The organism is Corynebacterium sp. zg-331, assembly GCF_014267345.1.
In the GTDB taxonomy this organism is placed as follows: Bacteria; Actinomycetota; Actinomycetes; order Mycobacteriales; family Mycobacteriaceae; genus Corynebacterium.
Genome location: NZ_JACMYD010000003.1, coordinates 227,244 through 250,608 on the forward strand (window position 1 = coordinate 227,244; position 23,365 = coordinate 250,608).

Below are 23,365 nucleotides of genomic sequence, written 5' to 3' on the forward strand. Positions count from 1 at the left end.
TTTCTTGCTTCGCATCCTTCCGCGGGCGGGTTTGTACCCCTTCGCACGCCCCTTTTTGGTGTTCTAGCTGCGGAAACTTTTTCTTGCTCGTTTCTTGCTTCCGGCACCACGCCAACAGAAAAGCGCTCCCCCAGGGCGGGATAACCATAGTCATCCAGACCCAGGGGAAGCGGTGGTCTCGAGAGTTTTACTCCGCGTCGAAGTTCTTCTGCACGGAAGCATCCACCGGCACACCGGGGCCCATCGTGGAGGAAAGGGTGATCTTCTTCATGTAGATACCCTTGGCGGAGGAGGGCTTGAGGCGGTTGAGCTCCTCGATCAGCGCGCCGTAGTTCTGTGCGAGCTGCTCCGCGGTGAAGGAGGCCTTGCCGATCGCGGCGTGCAGGTTCGCGGCCTTGTCCACGCGGAAGGAGATCTTGCCGCCCTTGATTTCCTTGACCGCCTTGGCCACGTCGGTGGTCACGGTGCCGGTCTTGGGGTTCGGCATGAGGCCGCGGGGGCCCAGCACGCGGGCCACGCGGCCGACCTTGGCCATCTGATCCGGGGTGGCGATGGCGGCGTCGAAATCCGTCCAGCCGCCCTGAATCCGCTCGATGAGCTCGGCGGTACCCACCACATCGGCGCCGGCTTCTTCGGCGGCGGTGGCGTTGGGGCCCTCCGCGAAGACCACCACGCGCACGGCCTTACCGGTGCCGTTGGGCAGGCTCACAGTGCCGCGCACCAGCTGGTCGGCCTTGCGGGGGTCCACGCCCAGGCGCACGGCGACGTCCACGGTGGCATCGAAATTCTTGGACGAGGTCTCCTTGACCAGCTTGGCGGCCTGGAGCGGGCTGTAGAGGTGGCGTTGATCCACGGCCTCGGCGGCGGCGCGGAAGGCCTTAGACTTCTTGCTCATAGTTCAAAGATCCTTATAAGAATAGCGATCCTGCGGTCGAACGGGCCGAAGCTGGCCCTGCCACAATGGTCTTGCGGGAAAAATTAGTCCTCGACGGTGATGCCCATGGAGCGGGCGGTACCGGCGATGATCTTGGCGGCGGCGTCGATGTCGCGGGCGTTGAGATCCGGCTTCTTCTGCTCGGCGATCTCCTTGACCTGAGCCATGGTCACCGAACCCACCTTATTGGTGTGCGGCACGCCGGAGCCCTTCTGCAGGCCGGCGGCCTTGAGCAGCAGCTTGGCGGCCGGCGGGGTCTTCAACTTGAAGTCGAAGCTGCGGTCCTCGTACACCGTGATCTCTACGGGGATCACGTTGCCGCGCTGGCTCTCGGTGGCGGCATTGTAGGCCTTGCAGAACTCCATGATGTTCACGCCGTGCGCACCCAGGGCGGGACCCACGGGAGGAGCCGGGTTAGCCGCACCCGCCTCGATCTGGAGCTTGATAAAGCCGGTGACCTTCTTCTTCTTTGCCATCGCTGACCCTCTTTCCTAGGTACCGGCGGGGGCGCTCGACGGCCGCGCCGCACCGCCGTCCGGATGCCGGGTCCCGCTCGCAGCATGGCGCTGTTTCTCCGCGTAACCCGGCCACCGGGGATGAATACGTTTCCTACGCGAGCCGTTGTCGGCACACGCGAAGAAACAGTCTAATTGAGCCGCCGCCGTGGCACCAAATGCCGCGGGTCGCGGCGAGCGGGGCTAGATGATCTTCTCCACCTGATCCGCGGTGAGCTCCACGGGGGTCTCACGGCCGAAGATGGACACCAGGGCCTGCAGCTTGCCCGTCTCGTAGTCGATATCGGAGATCGTGGCGGACACGGAGGCCAGGGCCCCGGTGAGGATGGTGACGGCCTCGCCCACCTCGAAGTCGATCTGCTGCTTCGGGGCGGCCTGCTCCTCGGGCATGGCCACCACCTGCTCCACCTCGTTGCCGGCGGCCGTGGCCTCCCCCTCCACGGCGGCGCGCGGCATGAGGAACTTGGCCACGTCGCGGTGACGCACCGGGGTCGCGTTGCCCTCGTTGCCCACGAAGCTCGTCACGCCCGGGGTCTCGCGCACCACGGACCAGGCGCGGTCGTTGATGTCCATGCGCACCAGCACGTAACCCGGTAACAGCTTGCGCTTGACCATCTTGCGCTTGCCGTCGCGCAGCTCCAGGGCCTGCTCCACCGGCACCACCACCTCGTAAATGGAGTCCTCCACCTCAAGGGTCTGCACGCGCATGTCCAGGTTGGTCTTCACCTTGTTCTCGTACCCGGAGTAGCACTGGATGATATACCACTGGCCCGACTTCTTCTTCAGCTCGCGGGTGAACTCGCGCAGGCGGCGGCGGTACTCCGCATCGGAGGCATCCTCTTCCGCCTCAACCGCCGGGGTCTCCGGGGTTTCTTGCGCGGGAGCCTCTACTGCGGGAGTCTCCACGATGGAGGCCTGCTCCGCGGGCTCCTCGACGGTCTCGGGCTCCACGGAGTCCTGGATCGCCTCCCGGGCGGCGGCAAACAAGGGGGATTCGGAATCGTGCTGGGAGGTGTATTCCTCGCTCATGGTGTGCTCCTGGGTCGTGTCTCTCATCGTGATGCCGGCATGCGGTGCCCATCCTATCCCGCCGCGCGCCAGCGCGAGACGGCCCGGCGCAGGCACCGCGGTCACAGAATGATCCCGCCGCCCGGGCGGGACGGCGGGATCATTCTTCTTTAACGTATTTTCAAACCCATACCCTACTACGGGGCAAGGACCTTCTCAACTCCCAGGCCCACCACAAAATCCACGCTGGAAACGAGGACGGTGAGCACAATGAGGAAAGCGAAGACCACCAGGGTGTAGGTGACCATCTGGGAGGCCGTGGGCCAGATAACCTTCTTGATTTCCGCGCCCACCTCGGGCAGGAACCGCAGCGGCCCGCCGCCGGGCTTCGTATCCTCGGCTCCCTGCGTCGCGGAGCTGCGGGCCTCGTAGGAGGACGTGGTGGTCGTTGCACCTGCGCGCTGACGCTTACCGGTGGGCCGCACGGCCTCCGACTGGTTTGCGCGATCCTCGCTCACAGCACTCCTTAAGAGTTGAAAAGTATATGGCAGGGGCGACAGGACTCGAACCTGCAACCTACGGTTTTGGAGACCGTTGCGCTACCAATTGCGCCACGCCCCTTTGTTCTCACCGCTCGCGCGGCAGGAACCACCCTACCAGAGGCATCCGCACCGGGCGGACACTTCCCGGATCTAGAACGAAAGCCAGGCGCGAAGCCCGGCCCTTCGTCCCAGTAGCGATGGCGAGAATTGAACTCGCGACACAGCGATTATGAGTCGCTTGCTCTACCACTGAGCTACACCGCCGCGCATCCTTCCCCGCACCTGACGGCACCGGAAAGAACAACAGAGCCCCCTAACAGAATCGAACTGTTGACCTTTTCCTTACCATGGAAACGCTCTGCCGACTGAGCTAAGGGGGCGCGCCACATCTTCACCACCACGAAACATCCTGAGGATTTCCGGGCCGCTCCGTTGAAGCCTCACAAAGATTAACCTGGCACCCCCGACAACCACAAATCCCCAGGACAACCGCGATTTTGCGCCCGCCGCTCCCACTCCGAACCACCCCTCCGGCGACCCAAGAAATAGCCATCGCCCCCGCAATATCCTCCCTCTGAGAGGATATCGCGGGGGCGATGAACGGTGCCAGGTAGAAGATTCGAACTTCTGAAGGCAATGCCGGCGGATTTACAGTCCGCTCCCTTTGGCCGCTCGGGCAACCTGGCAAACCACACCGTGCGGTGCGGGGGATACTTTACTACGATCCCACCCATAGCGGCCAAATCGGCTGGTCACAGGGCACAAGAACCTAACCCAGGCGCTCGGCGGTGTAGACCACCAGGGCCTCGAGGGCGCGCGTGGCCGGGCCCTGCGGCAGTACCGCCAGGTATTCCCGGGCGCGCTGGGCCCAAACGGCGACGTCGGCGGCAGCCCGCGCTCGCCCCTCGGAGCGCTCCAACAGCCCCAACGCCTCGCTCAGCTCCTCCTCCGAGGTCACCGGCCCGGTGAGTATCTCGCGCAAGCGATCCCCCACCGAGCCCCGCTCCCCAAGGGCGTAGAGCACCGGCAGCGTGAAAACCCCCTCGCGCAGATCGGTGCCGCGTACCTTGCCGGATTCCTCCGGGGTGGAGAAAAGGTCGATGATGTCATCGACTATCTGGAAGACCATGCCGATGGCGTGCCCGTAGCCGCGCAGGGCCGCCACGTATTCCTCCTTGGCCCCACTGTGCAGGGCCCCGAGGTAGCCGGCGGAGGCGATGAGCACCCCGGTCTTTTCCTCGATCACCCGGGTGTAGTGCGCGATCGGGTCGCCGCCCTGCGCGCCCACGGTCTCGCGCATCTGCCCGGTGACCAGGGTGCCAAAGGTCTCCGCAAAGTGTGTGACCGTGTCCGTGCCCAACTGCGCCATGATCCCGGAGGCCTGGGCCAGCAGGTGATCGCCCGCCAGGATCGCCACGGAGTTGCCCCAGCGCGCGTTGGCGGACTCCACCCCGCGCCGACGGGCGGCCTCGTCCATCACGTCGTCGTGATACAGCGTGGCCAGGTGCGTCATCTCCACCACCGCGGCCGCGCGGATCACGTCCTCGCTCATGGGACGCTCGCCGTATTCCGAGGCCAAGAGCGCAAACATGGGGCGGAAGCGCTTCCCCCCGGCGTTGACCAGGTGCATGACCTTGTCCCGCAGGATGTCGTCGCTCCGGCTCAGGTGCTCATAGAGCGTCTCCTCCACCAGGTTCAGGCCGCGCCCCACGCGCTCGTTGAGGGCCTCGTCACCGAGGTTGAGCGATCCCGCCACCACCCCAGGCGTTGCCGCCTCGCGCCCTTTGGTCATGTCTTCGGTGTCCTCGCAGGTGATTTGTATCTCCGGGCCAGGTGGCACCCATCCTGGAGAGTAACGGTAACTCGGACTCAACCGTAGCGGAATCACCCCCGCAGATACACTCCGGGGTGTGAGTTCCGCTCTTTCCCCCTCCCTGCTCATCATCGGCGCGGGGCCCGCGGGTTCCGCCGCGGCCACCTGGGCCGCCGCCCGCGGCTTCGAGACCACGCTCATCGACGCCACCGTCTTCCCCCGCGACAAGACCTGCGGGGACGGGCTGACCCCCCGGGCCATCCACCAGCTGCGTCGCCTGGGGTTGGCCACGGAAATTCTCGACCGCTACAGCAACAGAGGGCTCAAGCTGCACGGCTTCGGCGGCTCCGTCACCGCCCCCTGGCCGGACGGGGCCTTCGGCGCGGTGGGCTCCGCCATGCCGCGCGTGGAACTCGACCATCTGCTGCTCGACACCGCACGCCAGGCGGGCGCCACCGTGTGGCACGGGGCACGGGCCCTGCGACCGGAATTCACCGGGGATCGCCTCTCCGCCGTGGTGGTGCGTCACGAGGGCGAGGACAAGCGCCTTCGCCCCGCCTCCGTGCTGGTGGCCGACGGGGTGCGCTCCCCCCTGGGCAAGCAACTGGGGCGCGCCTGGCACCAGGAGGAGGTCTACGGCATCGCCGCGCGCTCCTACTGTCGCACCCCCCGCCACCGGGAACCCTGGATCCACTCGCACCTGGAGCTGCGCGACCCGCAGGGGATCGCGCAGCCCGGCTACGGCTGGATCTTCCCCCTCGGCAACGGGGAGGTCAATCTCGGCTGCGGCGCGCTGTCCACCACCGCCCGGCGCGCCAAGGTCAATACCAAAAAACTCCTGGAGCACTACGCCCATCAGCGCCGCGAGGAATGGGGCCTCGACGCGCCGCAGCGCATCACCTCCGCGCTGCTACCCATGGGCGGCGCGGTCAGCAACGTGGCCGGGCGCAACTGGATGCTGCTTGGCGACGCCGCCGCCTGCGTCAATCCCCTCAACGGGGAGGGGATCGACTACGCCCTGGAGACTGCGGAGCTGGCGGTTTCCCTCGTGGGAACCGCGGATTACCGCCGCGCCTGGCCGGAGCTGCTGCGTTCCCGCTACGGCGAGGCCTTCGCCCTGGCCCGCGCCGCCGCCCGGCTGCTGACCCACCCACGCCTGGTGCCCGCCGTGGGCCCGCTGGCCCTGCGCGGACCGCTCGGGGCGCGGCTCATGCCCGCCGCGGCACGGCTGATGGGTAACCTCGTCACCGAGGAGGACCGCGATCTTATCGCCCGGGCCTGGCGCGGGGCCGGGTGGGTGGCCGCGCGGCGTCCGGGGCGTCGGCCTCTGTGGGGTTAGCCCGGCTTGACCGCGGAGTGCAGGGCCACGATGCCCAGGGTGAGGTTTTGCCAGCCGCATTCCCGCCAGCCGTTGGCATTGATCTCCCGGGCCAGGGCCTCCTGATCCGGCCAGGCGCGGATGGACTCTGCCAGGTACTCGTAGGCCTCCGGGTTGGAGGACACCACCCGCGCCACGGCGGGCAGCAGGCGCATGAGGTATTCCTTATACACCGTGCCGAACACCGGCACCACAGGGGTAGAGAACTCGCTGACGGTCAGCCGCCCGCCCGGGCGGGTCACCCTGGCCATCTCGCGCAGGCCCGCGCGGAAATCGTGGATGTTGCGCAGTCCGTAGGAGATGGTCACCGCGTCGAAGGTGTTATCGGCAAAAGGCAGGTGCATGCCGTCGCCCACCACCTTGGGCACCGGGCGGTGCGCCCCGGCGGCCAGCATTCCCGGGGAGAAATCGCAGGCCACGCACCAGGCTCCGGACTTGGCCAACTCCACGGTGGACACCGCCGTGCCCGCGGCGAGGTCGAGTACCCGCTCCCCCGGCTTGAGGTCCAGACGCCGCCTGGTGCGCCGCCGCCAGCGCCGATCCTGCCCGAAGGACAAGACGGTGTTGGTGAGGTCGTAGTTCTCGCCCACGTCGTCAAACATCGCCGCGACGTCCAGGGGCTTTTTCTCCAGTGATGCCTTAGCCACAACGCCCCAGTCTAGACCCGGCCCCGGGCCTCGCCGATGGCCTCCCGGTAGTGGCCGAGGAGCCGCTCGCACTGCGCCTCCCAGGTGCGCCCCGCCACGCCCGCGCGGGACTGCCGACGCAGCAGCTCGTGGCGGGAATCGTCCAGCACCCAGTCCACCGCGGCGGGAAGCTCGCGGGCGAAGGTGGGAACGTCAAGGAGCAGCCCGTTGCGCCCCTGCTCGATAAGATCCCTCGGTCCCCCGGCGCGCGGGCCGATGGTGGGCACGCCGGAGGCCTGGGCCTCCTGGATCGCCTGGCAGAAGGTCTCGAACTCGCCGGGGTGGACGAACACGTCCAGGCAGGCATAAGCCCGGGCGAGATCCTCGCCGCCGAGCTGCCCCGTGACCACCGCACCCGGCAGCAGCCGCTCCAGCGCGCCACGCTCCGGGCCGTCGCCCACGATCACGAGCTGGATGCCCGCCCGCCGATCCAGGCCCGCCAGGCGATGCACGCCCTTTTCCGCGGCCAGGCGCCCCACAAAACCCACGATCTTCTTGCTTCCCGTGGGATCCCAGCGGCGGCGCAGCGCGACGCAGCGCTTGTCCGGGTGGAAGCGCTGCGCGTCCACCCCCCGCCCCCAACGGTGAATGTTCCCGATCCCGTGGGCGCGCAGCTGCTCCATGGTCGCGGAGGACGGGGCCAAGGTGCGCTGGCAGGCATTGTGGACGGCGCGGGTCCAGGCCCAGGAGGCCGACGCCAGGGCCCCGAGCCGATAGCGGGTGGAAAAACCCGCCACGTCCGTCTGATACACCGCCACCGCGGGGATGACGAGCCTGCGGGCGGCGAATGCCCCGGCGGCCCCCAAGACAAAGGGGGAGGCCAGGTGCACCACATCCGGCCGGTGGCGGCGAAGGATCTCCACCACGGCGGGAACCGGCACGCCCACGGGGAGGGAATCGATCAGGGGCACCATCACGGTGGGCACCCGATAGACGGGAAAGCCCAGGTAATCGGGGATTTCTTCCTGGAAGTCGCGCGCCCCCGGGGCGATGACGAAAGCCTCGTGCCCACGGGCCCGGGCATAGTCCAGCACCCGGAGCACGGAATTGACCACGCCGTTGACGTTGGGGAGAAAAGACTCCGCCACGATGCCGATGCGCATCAATCCGCTCTGCGCTTTCTGCCGACGCCCCACCACACGAGGCCGGCCACCGCCGTGGCGGTGACCGCCACCGAGGCCGCGGGCACCACCGAAAGCGTCCAAGCCCGGCCCTCCACCTTCACCAGGTCCGGGTCGGTGCGGGCATAGGTGACCCACACGTTTTGCCCCTCGCCCAGCCCCGAGGGGTAGAGCAGGCCGGTGGCCGGGAGGTGATACATTCCTTGCTCGTCTTGGTATTCCACCGCGGTGCGCCAGGCCGTGACCCCGGTGACCTTGGCCAGCGCCCGGCCGGGATCGGCCTCGATGGCGCGATCATTAAGCCACGACCCCAGGACCATGGCCGCGCATCCCAGCAGCGCCAACAGGTAGGCCGCGATCACCGCCTGCCGGGCGCGATGGATCATGCGTGGGCTCATTTCTCCACCCGCACCGCGCGCTCCAGGTCGGCGTGCAGGGCGCGGCGCGTGTCGCGCCGCGTGCGCGCCTCGATCAGCCGCAGGCCCCCCGCCTCCTCGGCCTCGTCCAGGGCCGCCAGGAGGCCCGAGAGGTCCTCGGCTCGGGCATAATCCACCCCGTAGGCCGCGCACAGGTCCTCGATGCCGACCCCGTGCGGGGTGCCAAAGCCGCGTTCAAAGGCCTCGCGGAGCTCGGGCGCCCCCACCTCCAGGGTCTCGAAGATGCCGCCACCTTCGTCGTTGGCCACCACCAGCGTGAGGTTTTCCGGTCGCGGCTCCGTGGGGCCGATGAGCATCCCCCCGGCGTCGTGCAGCAGGGCAAGATCGCCCAGCAGCGCCACGGTGCGCGGCGCTCGCACCGCCTCCGGTTCCGCCGACTGTGCCGCCAGGGCCACCCCCACCGCCTGCGAAACGGTGCCGTCGATTCCCGCCGCGCCCCGAGGGGTGTGGGTATCCACGCCACTAAACGGCAGCCCCACGAGGGAAGCATCCCGCACCGCGTTCGAAGCCGCCAAGAACAGGCAATCGCCTATCGCCACGCTATCGGCCACGGCGGCCGCCACGTGCAGGCCAGTGAGCCCGTAGTCCGACGAGGCCACCGCCTCGCGCACCGCCTGCGCCCCCATCTCCGAGGCCGCCTGGGTGATCGCGTACCAACGCCGCGGGGTGCTCCCCGTTGCCTTGACGCGGCTGGCCACCCGGCGCGCGTGGCGGCCCGGGTCGGTGACCGTGTCCGTGCGGCTGAGCACCGTGACCTCCACCTCGGGGTCCTCCAGGAGGGCCAGCACGGGGCGATGCAGGGTGGGATGCCCCACCACGATCACCTGCTCGGGCTTGGTCACCAGCTCCCTTCGCTGCTCGCCCACCGGCCCCTCGATCCTGCCGCTCAGCAGGTGCGCCGCCAGCGGGTGCACGGGGTGAAAGGGCGCGGGCGCGGAAGGTTCCGCGATGGTGGGCACCTCCGCGAGCTCCTCGACCTCCCAGGCCTCGTCACCGGCGATCACCAGGGTGGGGCGGCTCAGATCTACCTCCACCTCGCCGTGATCCACCTCCGCGAGCGCGCGGCAGCGGGGTATCCTGGCGTGTCCTTCCGGGGTGGGCAGGGCATCCGGCACCAGCGGGATATCGAAGGCCACGTTCAGGTGCACCTGGGGGCAGCGGTCCAGGGCCCGCGGGATCCGGCTCACGTCGTCGAGGCCCTCCACCTGCACGGTGGGGGCATAGGAGCCAAAGAGGCCCACCTGGTCGATCGTCTGGCTGGCCCCCGTGCCCACCAGCACCCGGGGCCGATCGGCGCTGAGCACCACCAGGGGCACGTGGGACTGCGCGGCCTCGATCACCGCGGGCAGGCAATTGGCCACGGCCGTGCCCGAGGTCATCACCACCGCCACCGGTCGGCGCTGCTGACGCGCCATGCCCAGGGCCAGGAAGGCCGCGGCACGCTCGTCGATGCGCACGTGCACCCGCAGGTCGCGGCGGGCCAGCAGGGCCAGCGTGAGAGCCGAGTTGCGCGAACCGGGGCATAGCACCACGTCGGTGAGGTAGGAAGCGATCGCGGCGGCCACCTCGCGGGCCAGGATGGGGGCGCTCACAGCCGCGGCTCCCCGTCCTGCGGATCGGCCCCCTGAGCGGAGCCTCCCAGGAGATCCTGCAACCACGAGGGCACCTCCACCTCGGGGATGCTGGGGATACCGCTGGGCAACTCCGGCAGCCGCAGCCCGGGCCCCTCGGTCACCGTTTCCGTCACCGTCACCGTGGAGACCTGGGTTTGCGTCACCACCTCCCGCTCCACCTGGCCCTCGCCTGCGGCGCGGCCCAGAAAGAAAAAGACCCCGGCGGCAATCAGGATCGCGGCGATCACCCCGGCGACCGCCATCGCGCTGCCGCCCCGCGATCCCCTCGGTTCCGGGGACACCCCGGCGTCCTGCTCGTACTCCGGCGGGTACCCATCCGCGTAATTGTGATACTGCTGGGTGGAGCGCTGCTGCTCCGGAAAGTGCTGGCGGGGCCGCGCGGCGGGGTGGCCCTGATTCCCCTGCTCGCCCCGGTCACCCACGGGACCCAGATAGCGGGTCTCATTATCGTCCATACGGGTCAGTGTAGGTGATCCAGGCAGCGCCCCAGGCGCTCGATCCACCACTGCCTGCGTTCCCCCGCCGCCGCCAGGCCGCTCAGCCGCGCCGGTTCCGGGGACACCACGGCCGTACTCAGCCGCCCGCCGACCAGGCGCCGAGGCTCCGCCACGTCCTCGACGAAGAGAGTCTGGGTGGCCAACCCGGCCGGGGCCTGGGGATCGGGCAGCGCCGCAGCGGCCACCAACCCGGCGTTCATCCCCACCGCCGTGTCCAGGGCGCTGGCGACGGTGGTGGCTATCGCATGATCGCGCATCCTCCGGGCGATCCCTACGAGTCTCCGCACCCCACCCAGGGGCGCGACCTTGAGCACCGCCACGTCCGCCGCGCAGAGCTTCGCCACGCGAAACGGATCGCTCGCGCGGCGAATCGACTCATCGGCCGCCACCGGCACGGCGATCCCCTTGTTCTTCAGAATCTCCCGCAGGGCCGCTAGTTCCTCGGCCGTGGCGCACGGCTGCTCCATATAGTCCAGCGGCCCCAGGTGACGGGCGGCCGCCACCGCCTGATCGAGGGACCACCCCCGGTTCGCATCCACCCTGATTCGCGCCCGAGGCACCTCCTCGCGCACCGCCGCCACCCGGGCCATATCATCGGCCAGGCTCTGCCCCTTTTCTGCCACCTTGACCTTCACCGTGCGACACCCCGGATAGCGCGCCAACAACTCCGGCACCCGCTGAGGCTCCACGGCGGGAACCGTGGCGTTGACCTCCACGAAGTCCCGTTCCGCCGGCGGCAAGCCCACGTAGGCGGATTCCAGGGCGCTGGCCAGCCAGGTGGCAGCCTCCGCGTCTGCATACTCCACGAACGGGGCCCACTCCCCCCAGCCGCGCGGCCCCTCGATGAGCAGCGCCTCCCGGGTGGTGATCCCACGGAAGCGCGCCCGCATGGGCAAGGAAACGACGTGGGTTCTATCGAGGAGATCATCGAGGGAGGGCGAGGGGGTCATGGGGGTGATGTTACTGCTGGGAATCACGTGTTTCCCACTGGGCTGAAAAAGATCTTTTTTCAGTGCTTGGTTACTGGTGGTAGCACCAACAGTCACACACAGGTGAGGAAAATACCCAACCCGGGTTCCAGAACTCATGAGATTCACACCAGTCACACATCACCGAAGAAACCCCTGGAACCAACCACCACCCCATCGCGGTCTAAGAGCAATGTGACCGACTTTTGGACTACTCAGGATCTGCGCCGCGCCGGCTTTTCTCCCAACGCGGTGCAAAGAAGCATTACCCGGGGAAAGATAGAACGCCTGGCCCATGGCCTCTACATCCGCCCAGGGGCGGACGATCTGACCCGTCTGCGGGCGCTGTGCCGCCGCTGGCCGCGGATTGTTTTTACCGGAACCACAGCCGCGCATCTCTATGGTTGGGGGCCACTGACCTGGCCGGTTTCCGGCGTGATACCGGGCACGGGGACGGGGATCAACTCTCACAACGTGCGCCTCAAGAGAACCTCGATACGCCGCAGCCAGATGCAGCAAGGATTACGGGTGGTCTCGCCGGTAGCCACCGCGCATGACCTTGTGCAACGGTGGCCACGCGCGAAATTGATCAGTTTTCTGGAGCGATCCTATGGCGGCTTCGATGGCACCGCTCGCTATCGCTCGGATTGCTCTGCGTTGGGTCCTGCTGCGCAAAGCACGATGAGGATCATCGCGGGAAGGGCCATCATCGGGGCGTCAAGTCAGACGGAGCGCAGGTTGGCTCACGCACTGGCAGCCGAGGGGGTTTTCACCCAATCCAACGTACGGGTAGGGCCCTATGTATTCGATCTGAAAGTAGTGGGCCAGCCCCTTCTGATTGAGGTGGATGGGCAGCAATTTCACAGAGACACGGACGCCTTTATCCGGGATCGGTGGAAGACCAACGCCGCCCAACGCGCGGGCTACATCGTGCTGCGTTACTCCGATACCTGCGTGGATTACGCCCTCAACGACGTGGTAGCCCAGGTATCCCGCACGGCACGATCCTCAAGCACCTTGTTGCCTAGCGACGTCCAAGGCGTGCATCGGTGGCACCGCGCCCTACACTCGATCCCATGAGTGACAGCACCCAGCAACCCTTTGACCCGCAGCAGTGGCGCGCCGTGGAGGGATTCGAGGATCTCACGGACATCACCTATCACCGCCACGTGGGAGACCATCGCCGCGACGGCATCGTGCGCATCGCCTTTGATCGCCCCGAGGTGCGCAACGCCTTTCGCCCGCACACCGTGGACGAGCTGTATCGGGCGCTCGATCACGCGCGCCGCACCCCGGACGTGGGCGTGGTACTGCTCACCGGCAACGGCCCCAGCCCCAAGGATGGCGGCTGGGCCTTTTGCTCGGGCGGAGATCAGCGGATCCGGGGCCGCTCGGGCTATCAGTACGCCGAGGGCGATACCGCCGATACCGTGGACGAGCAGCGCGCCCGTGTGGAGGGCGGAAGGCTGCACATCCTGGAGGTGCAGCGGCTGATCCGCACGATGCCCAAGGTGGTCATCGCGGTGGTCAATGGGTGGGCGGCCGGCGGGGGGCACTCCCTGCACGTGGTGTGCGATCTGACCCTGGCCTCACGCCAAGAGGCGCGCTTCAAGCAGACGGATGCCGACGTAGGTTCCTTCGACGCCGGCTACGGCAGCGCCTACCTGGCCAAGCAGGTGGGGCAGAAGTTTGCCCGGGAGATTTTCTTCCTGGGTCGCGCCTACGACGCCGAGGAGATGCACCGCATGGGTGCGGTCAATATCGTGACCGATCACGCGGAGCTGGAGGCCGAGGCGATCCGGGTGGCGCGTGAGATCAACGGGAAGTCCCCCACCGCGCAGCGGATGCTGAAGTTTGCCTTCAACCTCACCGACGACGGCCTGATGGGGCAGCAGGTCTTTGCCGGCGAGGCCACGCGCCTGGCTTACATGACGGACGAGGCCGTGGAGGGCAAGGAGGCCTTCCTAAATAAGCGGGAACCGGATTGGTCCGGCTTCCCCTTCTACTATTGATGTGGCGCGGCGGACCTTCCATGACTATCTTTGCCGTCGTGTCAATAATTAAGGACCGTGGTCTCCTCGTCGCCGACGGCGGCTGGGAGCTGCCCGGCGCGATCGAGGCCGGACGCCTCTCCGCCGATACCCTCTTCCGTCACTCCGCCACCGCGGCCGCCTAGCGATGGCCGAGCGCATCCTCGAACCCCTCGTCGTCCCCAGCACCGACGCGAGCGCGATCCTGCCGGATCTGCGCGAGGCCCTCGCGGGGCGGCGCAGCCTGCTGCCGCTGCCGGACAACGATCCCGGCCGCGCCCAACTCCTGCGCACCACCCAGCGCGTGGGCCAGGCCATCGACCGCGAGGTCGCCCTGGTGGTGAGCACCTCCGGCTCCACGGGCACCCCCAAGGGGGCGGAGCTAAGCGCCCGCAACCTCCTCAGCAGCGCGGCCGCCACCCACGAGGCCCTCGGCGGGGACGGCACCTGGCTGCTGGCCATGCCCGGCCATTACATCGCGGGCCTGCAGGTTCTGGTGCGCTCCCTCGCGGCGGGCACCACCCCGGTGTGCCTCGACCTGTGCTCCGGCTTCCGCGTGCCCGCCTTTGCGCAGGCGGCGCGTCGATTAGCGGGACCGCGCACCTACACCGCGCTCACCCCCGCCCAGCTACTCAAGGCCATGGACCGGCTGGAGGGAATCGAGGCCCTGCGCACATTTAGCGCCGTCCTTATCGGCGGTGCCCCCCTGCGCCAGGCGGACGCCCGCGCGGCCGCAGAGCTGGGAATCCGGGTGGTGCGCACCTACGGCGCCTCCGAGACCTCCGGCGGGTGCGTCTACGATGGCCGCCCCCTGCCCGGGGTGCGGCTGCGCCTGGACGAGCAGGATCGGATCCACCTAGGCGGCCCGATGATCGCGCGCGGCTACCGCAACACCCCCGGCCACGAAGCCTTCGCCCGCGAGGGCTGGTTTGCCACGAGCGACGCCGGGACGCTGGCCGATGACGGGACGCTGACCGTGCGCGGCCGGATCGACGCCATCATCGACTCCGGGGGCCTCAAGCTCCACCCCGAGGTGCTGGAGTACCACCTGCGCGAGGTCCCGGGCGTCACGGAGGCCTGCGTGGTGGGCGTTCCCCACCCCCGCCTGGGACAGGCGATCGCGGTGGCCTACACCGGCCAGGCGCAACCGGAAGACCTCATCGAGGCGCTCGACGCCCTGCCGCGCTGGCAGCTGCCCAAGGAACTGCGCCGGGTGGACGCCCTGCCGCGCACTGGCTCGGGCAAGGTTCACCGCGCCGGGGTGGCCGCGCTGCTCGCGAAAGGCTAATCCTCCCGACCGCTCAGCGCCACCAGATTGGCCACATCCCGCGGGGTATAGGCCCGCCCGATCTGTTCGTCGTTACCGCCGCCCACGCCATTGCCCAGAACCAGGGCATCCAACTGCGCGGAGGGAACCACGGCAAAGTTGCGGGGCCTGGCAAAGACCTGGCGCACCGGGTGCCCGGAGCGCAGGGCGCACAGATGCAGCCAGACGTCATCCGCCTGCGGGGCCACCTCCCGGAATCCTTCCCCCTGGGCCACCACGTAGTCGATGAACGCGGGCGGATAGGACACCCCTGAGACCCCCGTGGCGAAGTGCAGCAGGCTCGGCGCGCAGGTATCGGCGGGACTCCACTTCATGTAGGGCAGCATCCGCCCCTCGCGCAGCTCGATCCGGTGGGCCCGGTACGCCACCACGGTATCCGGCCGCAGACCCCCGACCTCGCGCAGGCGATCGAGGAACCACGCCGGGTAGATCACGTCGTCGTCGATGGTGACCACCCGGGTCTGGGACCCGGCCACCGCGCGAAACTGGTTCCAGTACTTCGCGTGCGGGCCCAGCCCGCCGTCGCCCCGGCGCACCGTCAGCCCTCGGTGCACCAGCCGGTGCAGGCTGGCCGGCCAGGCCTCCGGGTGATCGTATTCCTCAGGATCCAGCCACAGCACGATGGGCACCCCGCGCGCACCTCGGGCCACCGACTCGATTGCCAGGAAGACCGTGCGCAGGCGACGGCCGTGCGTGGTCAGGGAGACGAGCAGCTCCGGGTTGCCCTCCCACCGGGGAAGGCGCGAGCGGGAAAACCGATTGTGCCAGCGCAGCGGCACCAGGCGCAGGAGGGTGAACAGGAAGCCGACCGCCTGACCGACCACATACCTGAACCACATGAAGCCTCCGCCCTCCCGGGCACCGCCGCGCCGCACTCCCGAAAAATACCCTCCCACCGTACACGGCTCCATGCATAGGGGTGGTGGTGTGCGGGTCTGCACCGGCTACGGCTCCGCAAGGTGCTGCCAGCGCGCTTTTCATCGCAGGGATGATCGGCTCATCCCCGAGCCAAAATCAACGCAACAATCTCCAACGGCCTCTCCCATGTGATCGTAGAAGCGATGATTAGCCTGCTCAGCTAGTCCCACGAGGAGCCTCACTTGGTTTTGAGCGCCGGGTGAGGCTCCTCGCCGTTTTTGTCACAATCAAAGTGAACCGGCATAAGCCAGCATAGGATCCCCCTCACCGCCCTCCAGCCCCAGATCCAGTGAGACAATAAACCCATGATTTCCTCCCCACAACCTCGCCGCGCCACCCCCGCCGACTGGTGGGCCGGCGCCCGCCCCCACACCTGGGCCAACGCGCTGGCCCCCGTCATCGCCGGTACCGGGGCCGCCGCCCTGGACGGTGCGGCGAGCTGGTGGCGCGCCCTGCTCGCCCTGGGGGTGGCCTGGGCGCTCATCATCGGGGTCAATTACGCCAACGATTACTCCGACGGCATCCGCGGCACCGACGAGGATCGCTCTGGCCCCCTGCGGCTGACCGGCTCCGGGCTCGCCGCGCCGCAGGCCGTCAGGCGCGCGGCGTTCCTCGCATTCTTCATCGCCGGGGCGTTCGGCGTGGCGCTGAGCCTCGCCAGCAGCTGGTGGCTGATCCTGGTGGGCGCGGGCTGCATCGCCGGGGCGTGGTTCTACACGGGAGGTTCCCGCCCCTATGGCTATCGCGGGTGGGGGGAGGCCGCCGTGTTTGTGTTCTTTGGCCTGGTGGCCGTGCTCGGCACGCAATATACCCAGGCCGGGGCGGTGACCTGGGCGGGACTGGCCTGCGCCGTGGGGGTGGGCTCGATTTCTGCGGCGGTCAACCTGGCCAATAACCTGCGCGATATCCCCTCGGACGCTGCCAGCGGCAAGATCACCCTCGCGGTGCGCCTGGGCGAGGCGGCCACCCGCCGCCTCTTCTGCGGCCTTATCACGGTGCCCTTCGCTCTCTGCCTGCCCCTGGCGGTGGGCGCGACGCCGTGGGCGCTGCTGGGCCTGCTGGCGGTACCGCTGGGGGTCATCGGCGCGCGGCCGGTGCTCCGGGGGGCCACGGGGGCGGCGCTCATTCCGGTGCTGGGCCTGACGGGGCGCGCCATGCTGGCGTGGTCGGCGGCAATGTTCTTAGGCTTCGTTCTGGCCTGATCGGGGTGCGGCTACAGTGGTGTGCCGTGCGCAGCGCTAAGGAAAAGAAAAGGACCCCGGCATGATCGGCGTACTCACCGGGTTCGCCATCATCATGGTGGTCATCGGCGCGGGCTACGCGCTGGGGAGGGCCAAGATTATTCCGCCCGGCGAGGCACGCCTGATGCTCAACCGGGTGGCCTTTTATGCCGCCACCCCCGCGCTGCTGTTCACGGTGGTCTCCACCTCCCGCCCGCAGGCGCTCTTTTCCCCGGTGATCGGGGTCAGCCTGGCGGCCACGCTGCTCACGGGCGGGGTGTTTCTGCTCGCGACCCGCCTGCTGCCCGGGCGGGATCAGCACAGCACCGCCGATACGGCGATGGGGGCGGCCGCGGCTTCCTACGTGAACTCCAATAACATCGGCCTGCCGGTGAGCATGTACGTGCTCGGCAGCGCGGCGTATATCCCGCCCATTCTGGTGATCCAGATGGTGCTGCTCACCCCGCTGCTGCTGGCCGTGCTGGGAGCCAGCGGGGCGGGATCGGCCCCGGGAAGCACCGCCAGGGCGGTGCTGGGTGCGGTGCGCACCGCGCTGCTCAGCCCGATCGTGCTGGCCTCGGCGGCGGGACTGGTGGTGTGCCTGGGCTCCCTAAGCGTGCCGGAGCCGGTCATGGCCCCCCTGGAGATCCTGGGTGGGGCCTCCATCCCCATGATCCTGATGAGCTTTGGGGCCTCCCTGACCACCACCACGGTGCTCGACTCCCCCGCCGATCGTCCGCGGGTGCTCTTGGCCACGGGCCTCAAAACGCTGGTCATGCCGCTGCTGGCATGGCTGCTAGCCCTGGGGCTGGGCCTGGAGGGCCAGGAGCGCTACGCCGCGGTGATCCTGGCGGCGCTGCCCACCGCGCAGAACGTGTACAACTACGCCGCCACTTTCCGCAAGGGCACCATCGTGGCGCGCGACACCGTGCTGCTGACCACCTTTGCCTCGCTGCCGGTGATGCTGGCGATCGCGGCCATGAGCGGGCGCTGATGTCCTCCTATCGTATCCGCGTGCGCGCCCCGAGCAAACCAAGCAGTCTCGTCCCCCTCATCGCCCTGCTCGTCCTCGGTGTGCTCGTGCGTACGACGGTGGCGGCCCAAGGCTGGTTCTACTACGACGACCTCACCCTCTACGCCCAGGCGCGGGAACACCCCTTACCCGACCTCTCCTTGCTTCTCACGCCCCACGACGGCCACCTCATGCCCGGCTCCTGGCTCGTCGTCTGGGGCCTCGCGCACGGCGCGCCCCTGCGCTGGCCGACAGCCGTGGGGGTCCTGGCGGCGGGCAACCTGGCCGCGGGCGCGGCGGTGGCCTGGGCGTATCGCCCGCTCAGCCGCAGCCTGATCCCCCTGGCCGCGTATCTTTTTACCCCTGTCACGCTGACCACTTCGACGTGGCTGGCGGCGGGCGTCAATACGCTACCGCTGCACGCAGCGCTGGCCCTGTGCCTAGGCGCGGGCATCCGAGCGGCCCGCGCCCCCTCCACCCGCCAAGCCGCGCTCTGGTCGCTGGGAGCCGGGGCGGCGATGATCGCCGGGGCACTCTTTAGCGAGCGCGCCCTCTTTCTTGCGCCCGCCGTGCTGCTGACCCTGCGCTGCTGCGGTCTGCTGGACGGCATGCGTTCCGCCCACCGGGCGCTGGTGCGCCTGTGCCTGATCCTGCCCACGGCCCTGTGGGCGGGGATCTACGCCCTAGTGGTGGGCGATCCGCGCACCACCCCGAGCGATCCGCTGCCGTTTTTCTCCCACGGTTACGGGCTGGGGCTGCTGCCCACCCTGGCGGGCGGCCCCTGGCACTGGGAGCGGTGGCACCCCGGCCCGCCGTGGGCCGCCCCGCACGCCGGGGCGATCGCGCTGGGGGCCGCGGCGGGGCTGGTGCTCCTGGCGCTGACCCTGCGCCGCGCCGTCGCCTGGCTGCCGGTGGCGCTCTACCCGCTGCTGCCCTTTCTGGCCCTGGCGCTGGCGCGCTCGGGGCCGGACACCGCCTGGGAGATCACCCAGACGCTGCGCCACGTCAGCGAGGTCGCGGTGCTCGCCGCCGTGGTGCTGGCGTTCTGCCTTCCCTCGCCGCTACCCAGGAGCGCGCGGGTGCTCGGCGCGGCGTGGCTAGCCTCCAGCATGGTCAGCACGGTGGCCTTCGCGCAGTCCTGGGCGCAGCAGCCCGCCCGCGACTTCTTCGGCGGCCTCGACGCCTCGCTTACCCGCCACGACGCCGCCCTGCTCGATCAGGATCTTCCGCTGGAGGTGCTGCTGCCGGTCACCCACCCCTATAACCGGCTGTCCCACTACAGCGACCGCGTCTCCACGGCCACCTCCGCCCCGGTGATCGTGGGCCCGGACGGCGCGCTGCACCCCGCGCGGCTCCACGAGATGCGCGCCACCGCCTCCCCCGCTCGGTGCAATACCGGCCCCGAGCTGCCCCTGGACGGTCCGTTGATCGACCGCGAGTGGGTGGTACGCCTCAACTACATCGCCGAGCGGCCCGGCACCGGCGTGCTGGCCCTCAACGGGCACCCGGTGGACTTCCCCATCGAACCCGGGCTGCACAGCGTTTACGTGCAGGTCAGCGGGGGCGGCGGCCGCCTGCTGATCGACGCCCCGGGCGCGTGCCTGAGCAGCAGCTCCGTGGGGGTGCTGGGGGTATAATCCCGGCGCTACCGCTCCGCGAGTTCCTGGGCGATCCATTCCTTGCGCTCGCGGCGTCGCCGCGACCAGGCCGCCACCGCCTCGTTCGCCTCCACCCGCATCGTCGAGAAGACGAGCATGGACAGCGGGAACGCGATCAACAGCGCCCCGGTGGCCGAGGCCAGCAGCGGAAAGGGGCTGCCCACCAGCCAGGCCACCGTCTGGATCACCGCGGTGAGCACCACAAAGAGGCCCAACCTGGCCAGACCGTACTTGAGCAGGGCGCGATTGGCATTCTTGCGCAGCAGCTGATCGTCGTTCACTCACCCCACGCTACTATGGTGGCAACGCCAAGGAGGAATGGATACGTGGGTCGCTTGCTGCTTGTTGCCCTGCTCATCGTCACCGCCGTGCTGCTATGGAAGGCCTTTGGCCCCGGCACCTGGAACCGTCCCGGCCTCCCGGGCCGCCGCTCCGAGCCCCCGGCGATCAAGGGCCCGGATGACGATCCCGACTTCCTGTGGAACATCGACAAGCAGCGGTTCAAGGAGCGGCGGGCGCGCGAGGAAGCCGACAGGGCCGAGGAGGAGCGACGCAAGCGCGAGCGCCGCGCGCGCCCCGACGACTAATCCGTCCCGCCCCGGGCCTCGTCCCGCCGCAGGATCTCCCTCAAGTACTCCCCGTAGCCGGAGGCGCGCAGCCTCTCGGCGCGCTCCCGCAGCTGCTCGTCCGTGATATAGCCCATCCGCCAGGCCACCTCCTCGGGCGCGCCGATCTTGAGGCCCTGCCGCTGCTCAATGGTGCGCACGAAGTCCCCGGCGGCCATGAGCATGTCCACAGTGCCGGTATCCAGCCAGGCGGTACCGCGGGGCAGAACCTCCACCTGTAGCTCCCCGCGGCGCAGGTACTCGTTGTTGATGTCGGTGATCTCCAGCTCGCCCCGGGCGCTGGGGCTCAGGCCTCGGGCGATCTCCACCACGGAGTGGTCGTAAAAATACAGTCCCGGCACCGCAAAGTGGGAGCGCAGGCGGCTTGGTTTTTCCTCCAGGGCCGTGGCGCGGCCCCGCTCGTCGAAGGAGACCACACCGTAGGCCTGCGGATTGGCCACCCAGTAGGCAAAGATCGCCCCGCCGCGCACGTCGGTGTAGCGGCGCAGCTGGGTGCCCAGGCCCGCGCCGTAGAAGATGTTGTCCCCCAGCACCAGCGCCACTGGCTCGGTGCCGATGTGCTCGGCGCCGAGGAGGAAGGCGTCTGCAAGGCCCCGGGGGGCGTCCTGGGTGGCGAAGCTCAGCCGGATGCCGAACTGGGAGCCATCGCCCAGCAGGCGCTCGAATTGCGGGCGATCCTGGGGGGTGGTGATGATCAGGATCTCCGTGATCCCCGCGAGCATGAGGGTACTCAGGGGGTAGTAGATCATCGGCTTGTCGTAGACCGGCACAAGCTGCTTGGACACCCCATAGGTAATGGGGTGCAGGCGCGAGCCGGTACCGCCGGCCAGGATGATGCCCCTCACAGCCCGGCCTCTTCGTTGGCCACGGCCCAGGCGTTGCGCAGCTCGGTGTGATAGGCGCGGCACTCCTGCACCTCGGGCAGAATCCCGGCCTCGCGCGCCTGCGCCAGGCCGAGGGCCTGGCGATCCTTGTCCGAGAGCACCGGCGGTCCGGCCAGCTCCGGCCAATCCACCCCGATCTGGGCGTCGTGGGGGTTAAGGCCGTGCTCCACCTCCGGCTGGTATTCCGAGGTGGTCAGGTACACCACCGTGGAATCACGCAGGGCCAGGAAGCCGTGGGCAAAGCCGGGGGGAATATAGAGGGCCTGGCGGTTGTCTTCGCTGAGTTCGAATCCCGCCCAGTGGCCAAAGTCCCCCGAGCCCACCCGCACGTCCACCAGCACGTCAAAGATCGCACCCGCCGGGCAGGTGACCAGCTTGCCCTGGCCCGGGGGCACCTCCGCGTAGTGCAGGCCGCGCAGCACCCCCGCCCGGGAAAAGGACATGTTCGCCTGCTGCACATCCAGGGGATAGCCCGTGGCCTGTTCGAACTCGCTGGCCTTAAACCATTCGTGAAAGGTACCCCGTCGATCCGGGTACACGGTGGGTACGAGGCGCAGCGCGCCCTCACATCCTGCTACCGGTTCCAACATGCCCGCCATTCTAGTGCGGGAACTGCCGCTCGCCGCGGCGATAGGCACGCTCCGCGGCGGCGAAGGACTCCCGCCACCACTCCGGGTTTTCCCTGTACCATTCCACCGTCTCCCGCAGGCCCTCGGCGAAGTCCGCGTGGGCCGGCCGCCAGCCCAACGCCCGGGTGGAGGACGGGTCGATGGCGTAGCGACGATCGTGCCCCGGGCGATCGGTGACGTGCAGGAAATCGTCGGGATCGCGGCCGAAGATCCGATTGAGCTCGCGCACCACCTCCATGTTGCTGCGCTCCCCCTCCGCCCCAATCAGGTACGTCTCGCCGGGAGTGCCGCGCTCGATGATCGCCCAGACCGCATCGTTGTGATCGTCCACATGGATCCAATCGCGCACGTTGCACCCCGTGCCGTAGACCCGGGGCGGCTCGCCGTCGAGCAGGTTGAGGATCTGCCGAGGGATGAATTTCTCCGGGTGCTGGCGCGGCCCATAGTTATTGGAGCAGTTGGAGATGGTGGCCTCCAGTCCGAAGCTGCGCACCCAGGCGCGCACCAGGTGATCGCTGGCAGCCTTCGAGGCGGAATAGGGACTTGACGGCCGATACGGGCTCTGCGGGTGGAACCGCCCCGACTCGCTCAGGGGGAGATCGCCAAAAACCTCATCGGTGGAGACGTGATGGAAACGCACCCCGTGGCGCGCGGCCGCGGCCAGCAGCACCGCCGTGCCCTCCACGTTGGTGCGCACGAAATCCAGGGGGGAGCGCAACGAGCGATCGTTGTGGGATTCCGCCGCAAAGTGCACCACCAGATCGCACCGCGCCACCAGCGCGTCCACCACGGACTCATCGGTGATGGAGGCCTCGACGAGATCCCACCGCTCCCCCGGCGCGGGCAGGCTGGTGGGGTTGGCGGCGTAGGTCATCGCATCGAGCACCGTCAGGGAGTGTTCGGTACGCTCCAGGGTGCGCACCACGAAGTTTGAGCCAATGAAACCGGCCCCGCCGGTGACCAGGATATGCATGGGAACCAGGCTAACAAGCGCCGGGGCGTGCGGGGCGCGACTACTCGCCCTCGACGAACCTCATGGCGAGCTGTAATTCCCTGACCACGGCCACGACCTTCTCCCATCGCACACCCGAGGCGCCGTGTTCGATGGCGTGCAGCGTGGAGCGCGAAACCCCGGCCCCATCCGCCACGTCCTGCTGAAGGCGGCCGAGCTGGCGGCGCCGCTCGGCCAGCTGCGTCCCCAGCTCCAGCAGCTCCGGTACATCCCCCGCCGGTTTACCGGTTTTGCGCCGAGGTAACGCCATAGCCTTCACCCACCTCTTCCGTGCCCTAAGCATTTTTCTTGATAGCGAGACAATACACCGATAAGCACGCCGCGCGCCAACCTATCGGAACCATCCCCCAATCTATACCAAAAATAGGACGTTGCGCCATCCCCTCGCACACACCCCACCCTCCCAGGGAAAATGTATGGAATTATAGCCTTAACGGGCCCCTTGACCGCCCTTCCATACATAGACCACTAGGGCACTCTCCGGCGCGCCGCGGGAATATTTTTTCAACAAAAATC

Annotated in this window: 26 protein-coding genes and 4 tRNA genes; 9 read left to right on the forward strand and 21 right to left on the reverse strand. The window is 68.5% G+C overall.

Translation table 11 applies throughout. The annotated features are described in order from the left end of the window. Positions 1-187: 187 nt before the first annotated feature. The 9 genes from rplA to H7347_RS05740 all read right to left on the reverse strand — a co-directional run bounded on the left by rplA (position 188) and on the right by H7347_RS05740 (position 4,791). The gene (gene rplA, locus H7347_RS05700) at positions 188-895 is read right to left on the reverse strand and encodes a 50S ribosomal protein L1 (protein WP_152822085.1); all 708 of its coding nucleotides are present in this window, start codon (positions 893-895) and stop codon (positions 188-190) included. Between the two features lie 83 nt (positions 896-978). Further along, complete coding sequence (rplK, locus tag H7347_RS05705) at positions 979-1,410, reverse strand: 50S ribosomal protein L11 (RefSeq protein WP_018119277.1); 432 nt, start codon at positions 1,408-1,410, stop codon at positions 979-981. A gap of 222 nt (positions 1,411-1,632) precedes the next feature. Next, positions 1,633-2,478, reverse strand: coding sequence for a transcription termination/antitermination protein NusG (gene nusG, locus H7347_RS05710; protein WP_186337296.1), 846 nt, complete (start codon positions 2,476-2,478; stop codon positions 1,633-1,635). A 176-nt stretch (positions 2,479-2,654) separates the two neighbouring features. Beyond that, positions 2,655-2,975: a preprotein translocase subunit SecE gene (gene secE, locus H7347_RS05715; protein WP_186337297.1), complete on the reverse strand. Its 321-nt coding sequence runs from the start codon at positions 2,973-2,975 to the stop codon at positions 2,655-2,657. 27 nt (positions 2,976-3,002) lie between these two features. Continuing rightward, positions 3,003-3,078 (reverse strand) — tRNA-Trp (locus H7347_RS05720). 113 nt (positions 3,079-3,191) lie between these two features. Next, positions 3,192-3,263: transfer RNA gene (locus tag H7347_RS05725), tRNA-Met, on the reverse strand. 43 nt (positions 3,264-3,306) lie between these two features. Next, positions 3,307-3,379 (reverse strand) — tRNA-Thr (locus tag H7347_RS05730). A gap of 224 nt (positions 3,380-3,603) precedes the next feature. After that, positions 3,604-3,685, reverse strand: a tRNA-Tyr gene (locus H7347_RS05735). Positions 3,686-3,768: 83 nt separating this feature from the next. After that, the gene (locus H7347_RS05740) at positions 3,769-4,791 is read right to left on the reverse strand and encodes a polyprenyl synthetase family protein (protein ID WP_152822087.1); all 1,023 of its coding nucleotides are present in this window, start codon (positions 4,789-4,791) and stop codon (positions 3,769-3,771) included. Between the two features lie 118 nt (positions 4,792-4,909). On the opposite strand from H7347_RS05740, the gene H7347_RS05745 reads away from it, so the two are divergent. Continuing rightward, on the forward strand, positions 4,910-6,151 hold the full coding sequence (locus H7347_RS05745) for a geranylgeranyl reductase family protein (protein ID WP_186337298.1): 1,242 nt from the start codon (positions 4,910-4,912) through the stop codon (positions 6,149-6,151). Here H7347_RS05745 and H7347_RS05750 read toward each other — a convergent pair. Genes H7347_RS05750 through H7347_RS05775 form a run of 6 tightly spaced genes read right to left on the reverse strand, consistent with a single transcriptional unit; the run spans position 6,148 to position 11,515 of the window. Next, positions 6,148-6,837: a demethylmenaquinone methyltransferase gene (locus H7347_RS05750; protein WP_186337299.1), complete on the reverse strand. Its 690-nt coding sequence runs from the start codon at positions 6,835-6,837 to the stop codon at positions 6,148-6,150. The two genes, H7347_RS05745 and H7347_RS05750, sit on opposite strands and share 4 nt — an antisense overlap. 11 nt (positions 6,838-6,848) lie before the next feature. Further along, positions 6,849-7,979: a glycosyltransferase family 1 protein gene (locus tag H7347_RS05755; RefSeq protein ID WP_152822089.1), complete on the reverse strand. Its 1,131-nt coding sequence runs from the start codon at positions 7,977-7,979 to the stop codon at positions 6,849-6,851. After that, positions 7,979-8,395: a DUF3592 domain-containing protein gene (locus H7347_RS05760; protein WP_152822091.1), complete on the reverse strand. Its 417-nt coding sequence runs from the start codon at positions 8,393-8,395 to the stop codon at positions 7,979-7,981. The genes H7347_RS05755 and H7347_RS05760 overlap by 1 nt, the downstream gene beginning before the upstream one ends. After that, the gene (gene menD, locus H7347_RS05765; protein ID WP_186337300.1) at positions 8,392-10,026 is read right to left on the reverse strand and encodes a 2-succinyl-5-enolpyruvyl-6-hydroxy-3-cyclohexene-1-carboxylic-acid synthase; all 1,635 of its coding nucleotides are present in this window, start codon (positions 10,024-10,026) and stop codon (positions 8,392-8,394) included. Before menD ends, H7347_RS05760 begins: the two co-directional genes overlap by 4 nt. Continuing rightward, positions 10,023-10,523 (reverse strand): hypothetical protein, encoded by a 501-nt coding sequence (locus tag H7347_RS05770; protein WP_152822093.1) that lies wholly within the window; start codon positions 10,521-10,523, stop codon positions 10,023-10,025. Before H7347_RS05770 ends, menD begins: the two co-directional genes overlap by 4 nt. Positions 10,524-10,528: 5 nt before the next feature. Then, positions 10,529-11,515 (reverse strand): o-succinylbenzoate synthase, encoded by a 987-nt coding sequence (locus tag H7347_RS05775; protein WP_152822095.1) that lies wholly within the window; start codon positions 11,513-11,515, stop codon positions 10,529-10,531. A 213-nt stretch (positions 11,516-11,728) separates the two neighbouring features. Here H7347_RS05775 and H7347_RS10950 point away from each other — a divergent pair, with 213 nt between their 5' ends. From H7347_RS10950 to menE, 4 genes are read left to right on the forward strand one after another with little or no spacing between them, the layout of a single operon-like run. After that, positions 11,729-12,613, forward strand: coding sequence for a type IV toxin-antitoxin system AbiEi family antitoxin domain-containing protein (locus H7347_RS10950; protein ID WP_186337301.1), 885 nt, complete (start codon positions 11,729-11,731; stop codon positions 12,611-12,613). Further along, positions 12,610-13,545, forward strand: a complete 936-nt coding sequence (locus H7347_RS05785; protein WP_152822098.1) for a 1,4-dihydroxy-2-naphthoyl-CoA synthase — start codon at positions 12,610-12,612, stop codon at positions 13,543-13,545. The genes H7347_RS10950 and H7347_RS05785 overlap by 4 nt, the downstream gene beginning before the upstream one ends. 38 nt (positions 13,546-13,583) lie before the next feature. Next, entirely contained in the window at positions 13,584-13,709 is a 126-nt protein-coding gene (locus tag H7347_RS10745; RefSeq protein ID WP_255476826.1) for a hypothetical protein, read from the forward strand. A 2-nt stretch (positions 13,710-13,711) separates the two neighbouring features. After that, entirely contained in the window at positions 13,712-14,851 is a 1,140-nt protein-coding gene (gene menE, locus H7347_RS05790) for an o-succinylbenzoate--CoA ligase (RefSeq protein ID WP_152822100.1), read from the forward strand. On the opposite strand, the gene H7347_RS05795 is transcribed toward menE, so the two are convergent. Beyond that, positions 14,848-15,729 (reverse strand): glycosyltransferase, encoded by an 882-nt coding sequence (locus tag H7347_RS05795; protein ID WP_152822101.1) that lies wholly within the window; start codon positions 15,727-15,729, stop codon positions 14,848-14,850. The two genes, menE and H7347_RS05795, sit on opposite strands and share 4 nt — an antisense overlap. Before the next feature lie 384 nt (positions 15,730-16,113). Here H7347_RS05795 and H7347_RS05800 point away from each other — a divergent pair, with 384 nt between their 5' ends. From H7347_RS05800 to H7347_RS05810, 3 genes are all read left to right on the forward strand, one after another. Then, positions 16,114-17,010 carry a 1,4-dihydroxy-2-naphthoate polyprenyltransferase gene (locus H7347_RS05800; RefSeq protein WP_152822103.1) on the forward strand — a complete coding sequence of 299 codons (897 nt, stop codon included), beginning with the start codon at positions 16,114-16,116 and terminating at the stop codon, positions 17,008-17,010. A gap of 61 nt (positions 17,011-17,071) precedes the next feature. Then, on the forward strand, positions 17,072-18,022 hold the full coding sequence (locus H7347_RS05805) for an AEC family transporter (RefSeq protein WP_152822105.1): 951 nt from the start codon (positions 17,072-17,074) through the stop codon (positions 18,020-18,022). Continuing rightward, positions 18,022-19,677, forward strand: a complete 1,656-nt coding sequence (locus tag H7347_RS05810; RefSeq protein ID WP_152822107.1) for a hypothetical protein — start codon at positions 18,022-18,024, stop codon at positions 19,675-19,677. The genes H7347_RS05805 and H7347_RS05810 overlap by 1 nt, the downstream gene beginning before the upstream one ends. 8 nt (positions 19,678-19,685) lie before the next feature. Here the strand turns inward: H7347_RS05810 and H7347_RS05815 are convergent, their stop codons facing one another. After that, complete coding sequence (locus H7347_RS05815; RefSeq protein ID WP_370513924.1) at positions 19,686-19,979, reverse strand: DUF4229 domain-containing protein; 294 nt, start codon at positions 19,977-19,979, stop codon at positions 19,686-19,688. A gap of 45 nt (positions 19,980-20,024) precedes the next feature. Between H7347_RS05815 and H7347_RS05820 the strand changes: the two genes are divergently transcribed. After that, positions 20,025-20,285, forward strand: a complete 261-nt coding sequence (locus H7347_RS05820) for a hypothetical protein (RefSeq protein WP_186337302.1) — start codon at positions 20,025-20,027, stop codon at positions 20,283-20,285. On the opposite strand, the gene rfbA is transcribed toward H7347_RS05820, so the two are convergent. The 4 genes from rfbA to H7347_RS05840 are packed head-to-tail and all read right to left on the reverse strand — an operon-like array spanning position 20,282 to position 23,099. After that, positions 20,282-21,169 carry a glucose-1-phosphate thymidylyltransferase RfbA gene (gene rfbA, locus H7347_RS05825; RefSeq protein WP_186337303.1) on the reverse strand — a complete coding sequence of 296 codons (888 nt, stop codon included), beginning with the start codon at positions 21,167-21,169 and terminating at the stop codon, positions 20,282-20,284. The two genes, H7347_RS05820 and rfbA, sit on opposite strands and share 4 nt — an antisense overlap. Beyond that, a complete protein-coding gene (gene rfbC, locus H7347_RS05830; protein WP_152822111.1) occupies positions 21,166-21,798 on the reverse strand; it encodes a dTDP-4-dehydrorhamnose 3,5-epimerase in 633 nt (210 codons plus the stop codon). The genes rfbA and rfbC overlap by 4 nt, the downstream gene beginning before the upstream one ends. Before the next feature lie 10 nt (positions 21,799-21,808). After that, on the reverse strand, positions 21,809-22,810 hold the full coding sequence (gene rfbB, locus H7347_RS05835; RefSeq protein WP_152822113.1) for a dTDP-glucose 4,6-dehydratase: 1,002 nt from the start codon (positions 22,808-22,810) through the stop codon (positions 21,809-21,811). A gap of 40 nt (positions 22,811-22,850) precedes the next feature. Next, complete coding sequence (locus H7347_RS05840) at positions 22,851-23,099, reverse strand: helix-turn-helix domain-containing protein (protein ID WP_152822115.1); 249 nt, start codon at positions 23,097-23,099, stop codon at positions 22,851-22,853. Positions 23,100-23,365: the final 266 nt, after the last annotated feature.

Excerpts from the sequence above, each read along its gene's own strand:
- rplA (WP_152822085.1), bottom strand. The coding sequence starts at position 895 with ATGAGCAAGAAGTCTAAGGCCTTCCGCGCCGCCGCCGAGGCCGTGGAT.
- rplK (WP_018119277.1), bottom strand. The coding sequence starts at position 1,410 with ATGGCAAAGAAGAAGAAGGTCACCGGCTTTATCAAGCTCCAGATCGAG.
- nusG (WP_186337296.1), bottom strand. The coding sequence starts at position 2,478 with ATGAGCGAGGAATACACCTCCCAGCACGATTCCGAATCCCCCTTGTTT.
- H7347_RS05740 (WP_152822087.1), bottom strand. The coding sequence starts at position 4,791 with ATGACCAAAGGGCGCGAGGCGGCAACGCCTGGGGTGGTGGCGGGATCG.
- H7347_RS05755 (WP_152822089.1), bottom strand. The coding sequence starts at position 7,979 with ATGCGCATCGGCATCGTGGCGGAGTCTTTTCTCCCCAACGTCAACGGC.
- H7347_RS05760 (WP_152822091.1), bottom strand. The coding sequence starts at position 8,395 with ATGAGCCCACGCATGATCCATCGCGCCCGGCAGGCGGTGATCGCGGCC.
- H7347_RS05770 (WP_152822093.1), bottom strand. The coding sequence starts at position 10,523 with ATGGACGATAATGAGACCCGCTATCTGGGTCCCGTGGGTGACCGGGGC.
- H7347_RS05775 (WP_152822095.1), bottom strand. The coding sequence starts at position 11,515 with ATGACCCCCTCGCCCTCCCTCGATGATCTCCTCGATAGAACCCACGTC.
- H7347_RS05785 (WP_152822098.1), top strand. The coding sequence starts at position 12,610 with ATGAGTGACAGCACCCAGCAACCCTTTGACCCGCAGCAGTGGCGCGCC.
- menE (WP_152822100.1), top strand. The coding sequence starts at position 13,712 with ATGGCCGAGCGCATCCTCGAACCCCTCGTCGTCCCCAGCACCGACGCG.
- H7347_RS05795 (WP_152822101.1), bottom strand. The coding sequence starts at position 15,729 with ATGTGGTTCAGGTATGTGGTCGGTCAGGCGGTCGGCTTCCTGTTCACC.
- H7347_RS05800 (WP_152822103.1), top strand. The coding sequence starts at position 16,114 with ATGATTTCCTCCCCACAACCTCGCCGCGCCACCCCCGCCGACTGGTGG.
- H7347_RS05805 (WP_152822105.1), top strand. The coding sequence starts at position 17,072 with ATGATCGGCGTACTCACCGGGTTCGCCATCATCATGGTGGTCATCGGC.
- H7347_RS05810 (WP_152822107.1), top strand. The coding sequence starts at position 18,022 with ATGTCCTCCTATCGTATCCGCGTGCGCGCCCCGAGCAAACCAAGCAGT.
- rfbC (WP_152822111.1), bottom strand. The coding sequence starts at position 21,798 with ATGTTGGAACCGGTAGCAGGATGTGAGGGCGCGCTGCGCCTCGTACCC.
- rfbB (WP_152822113.1), bottom strand. The coding sequence starts at position 22,810 with ATGCATATCCTGGTCACCGGCGGGGCCGGTTTCATTGGCTCAAACTTC.
- H7347_RS05840 (WP_152822115.1), bottom strand. The coding sequence starts at position 23,099 with ATGGCGTTACCTCGGCGCAAAACCGGTAAACCGGCGGGGGATGTACCG.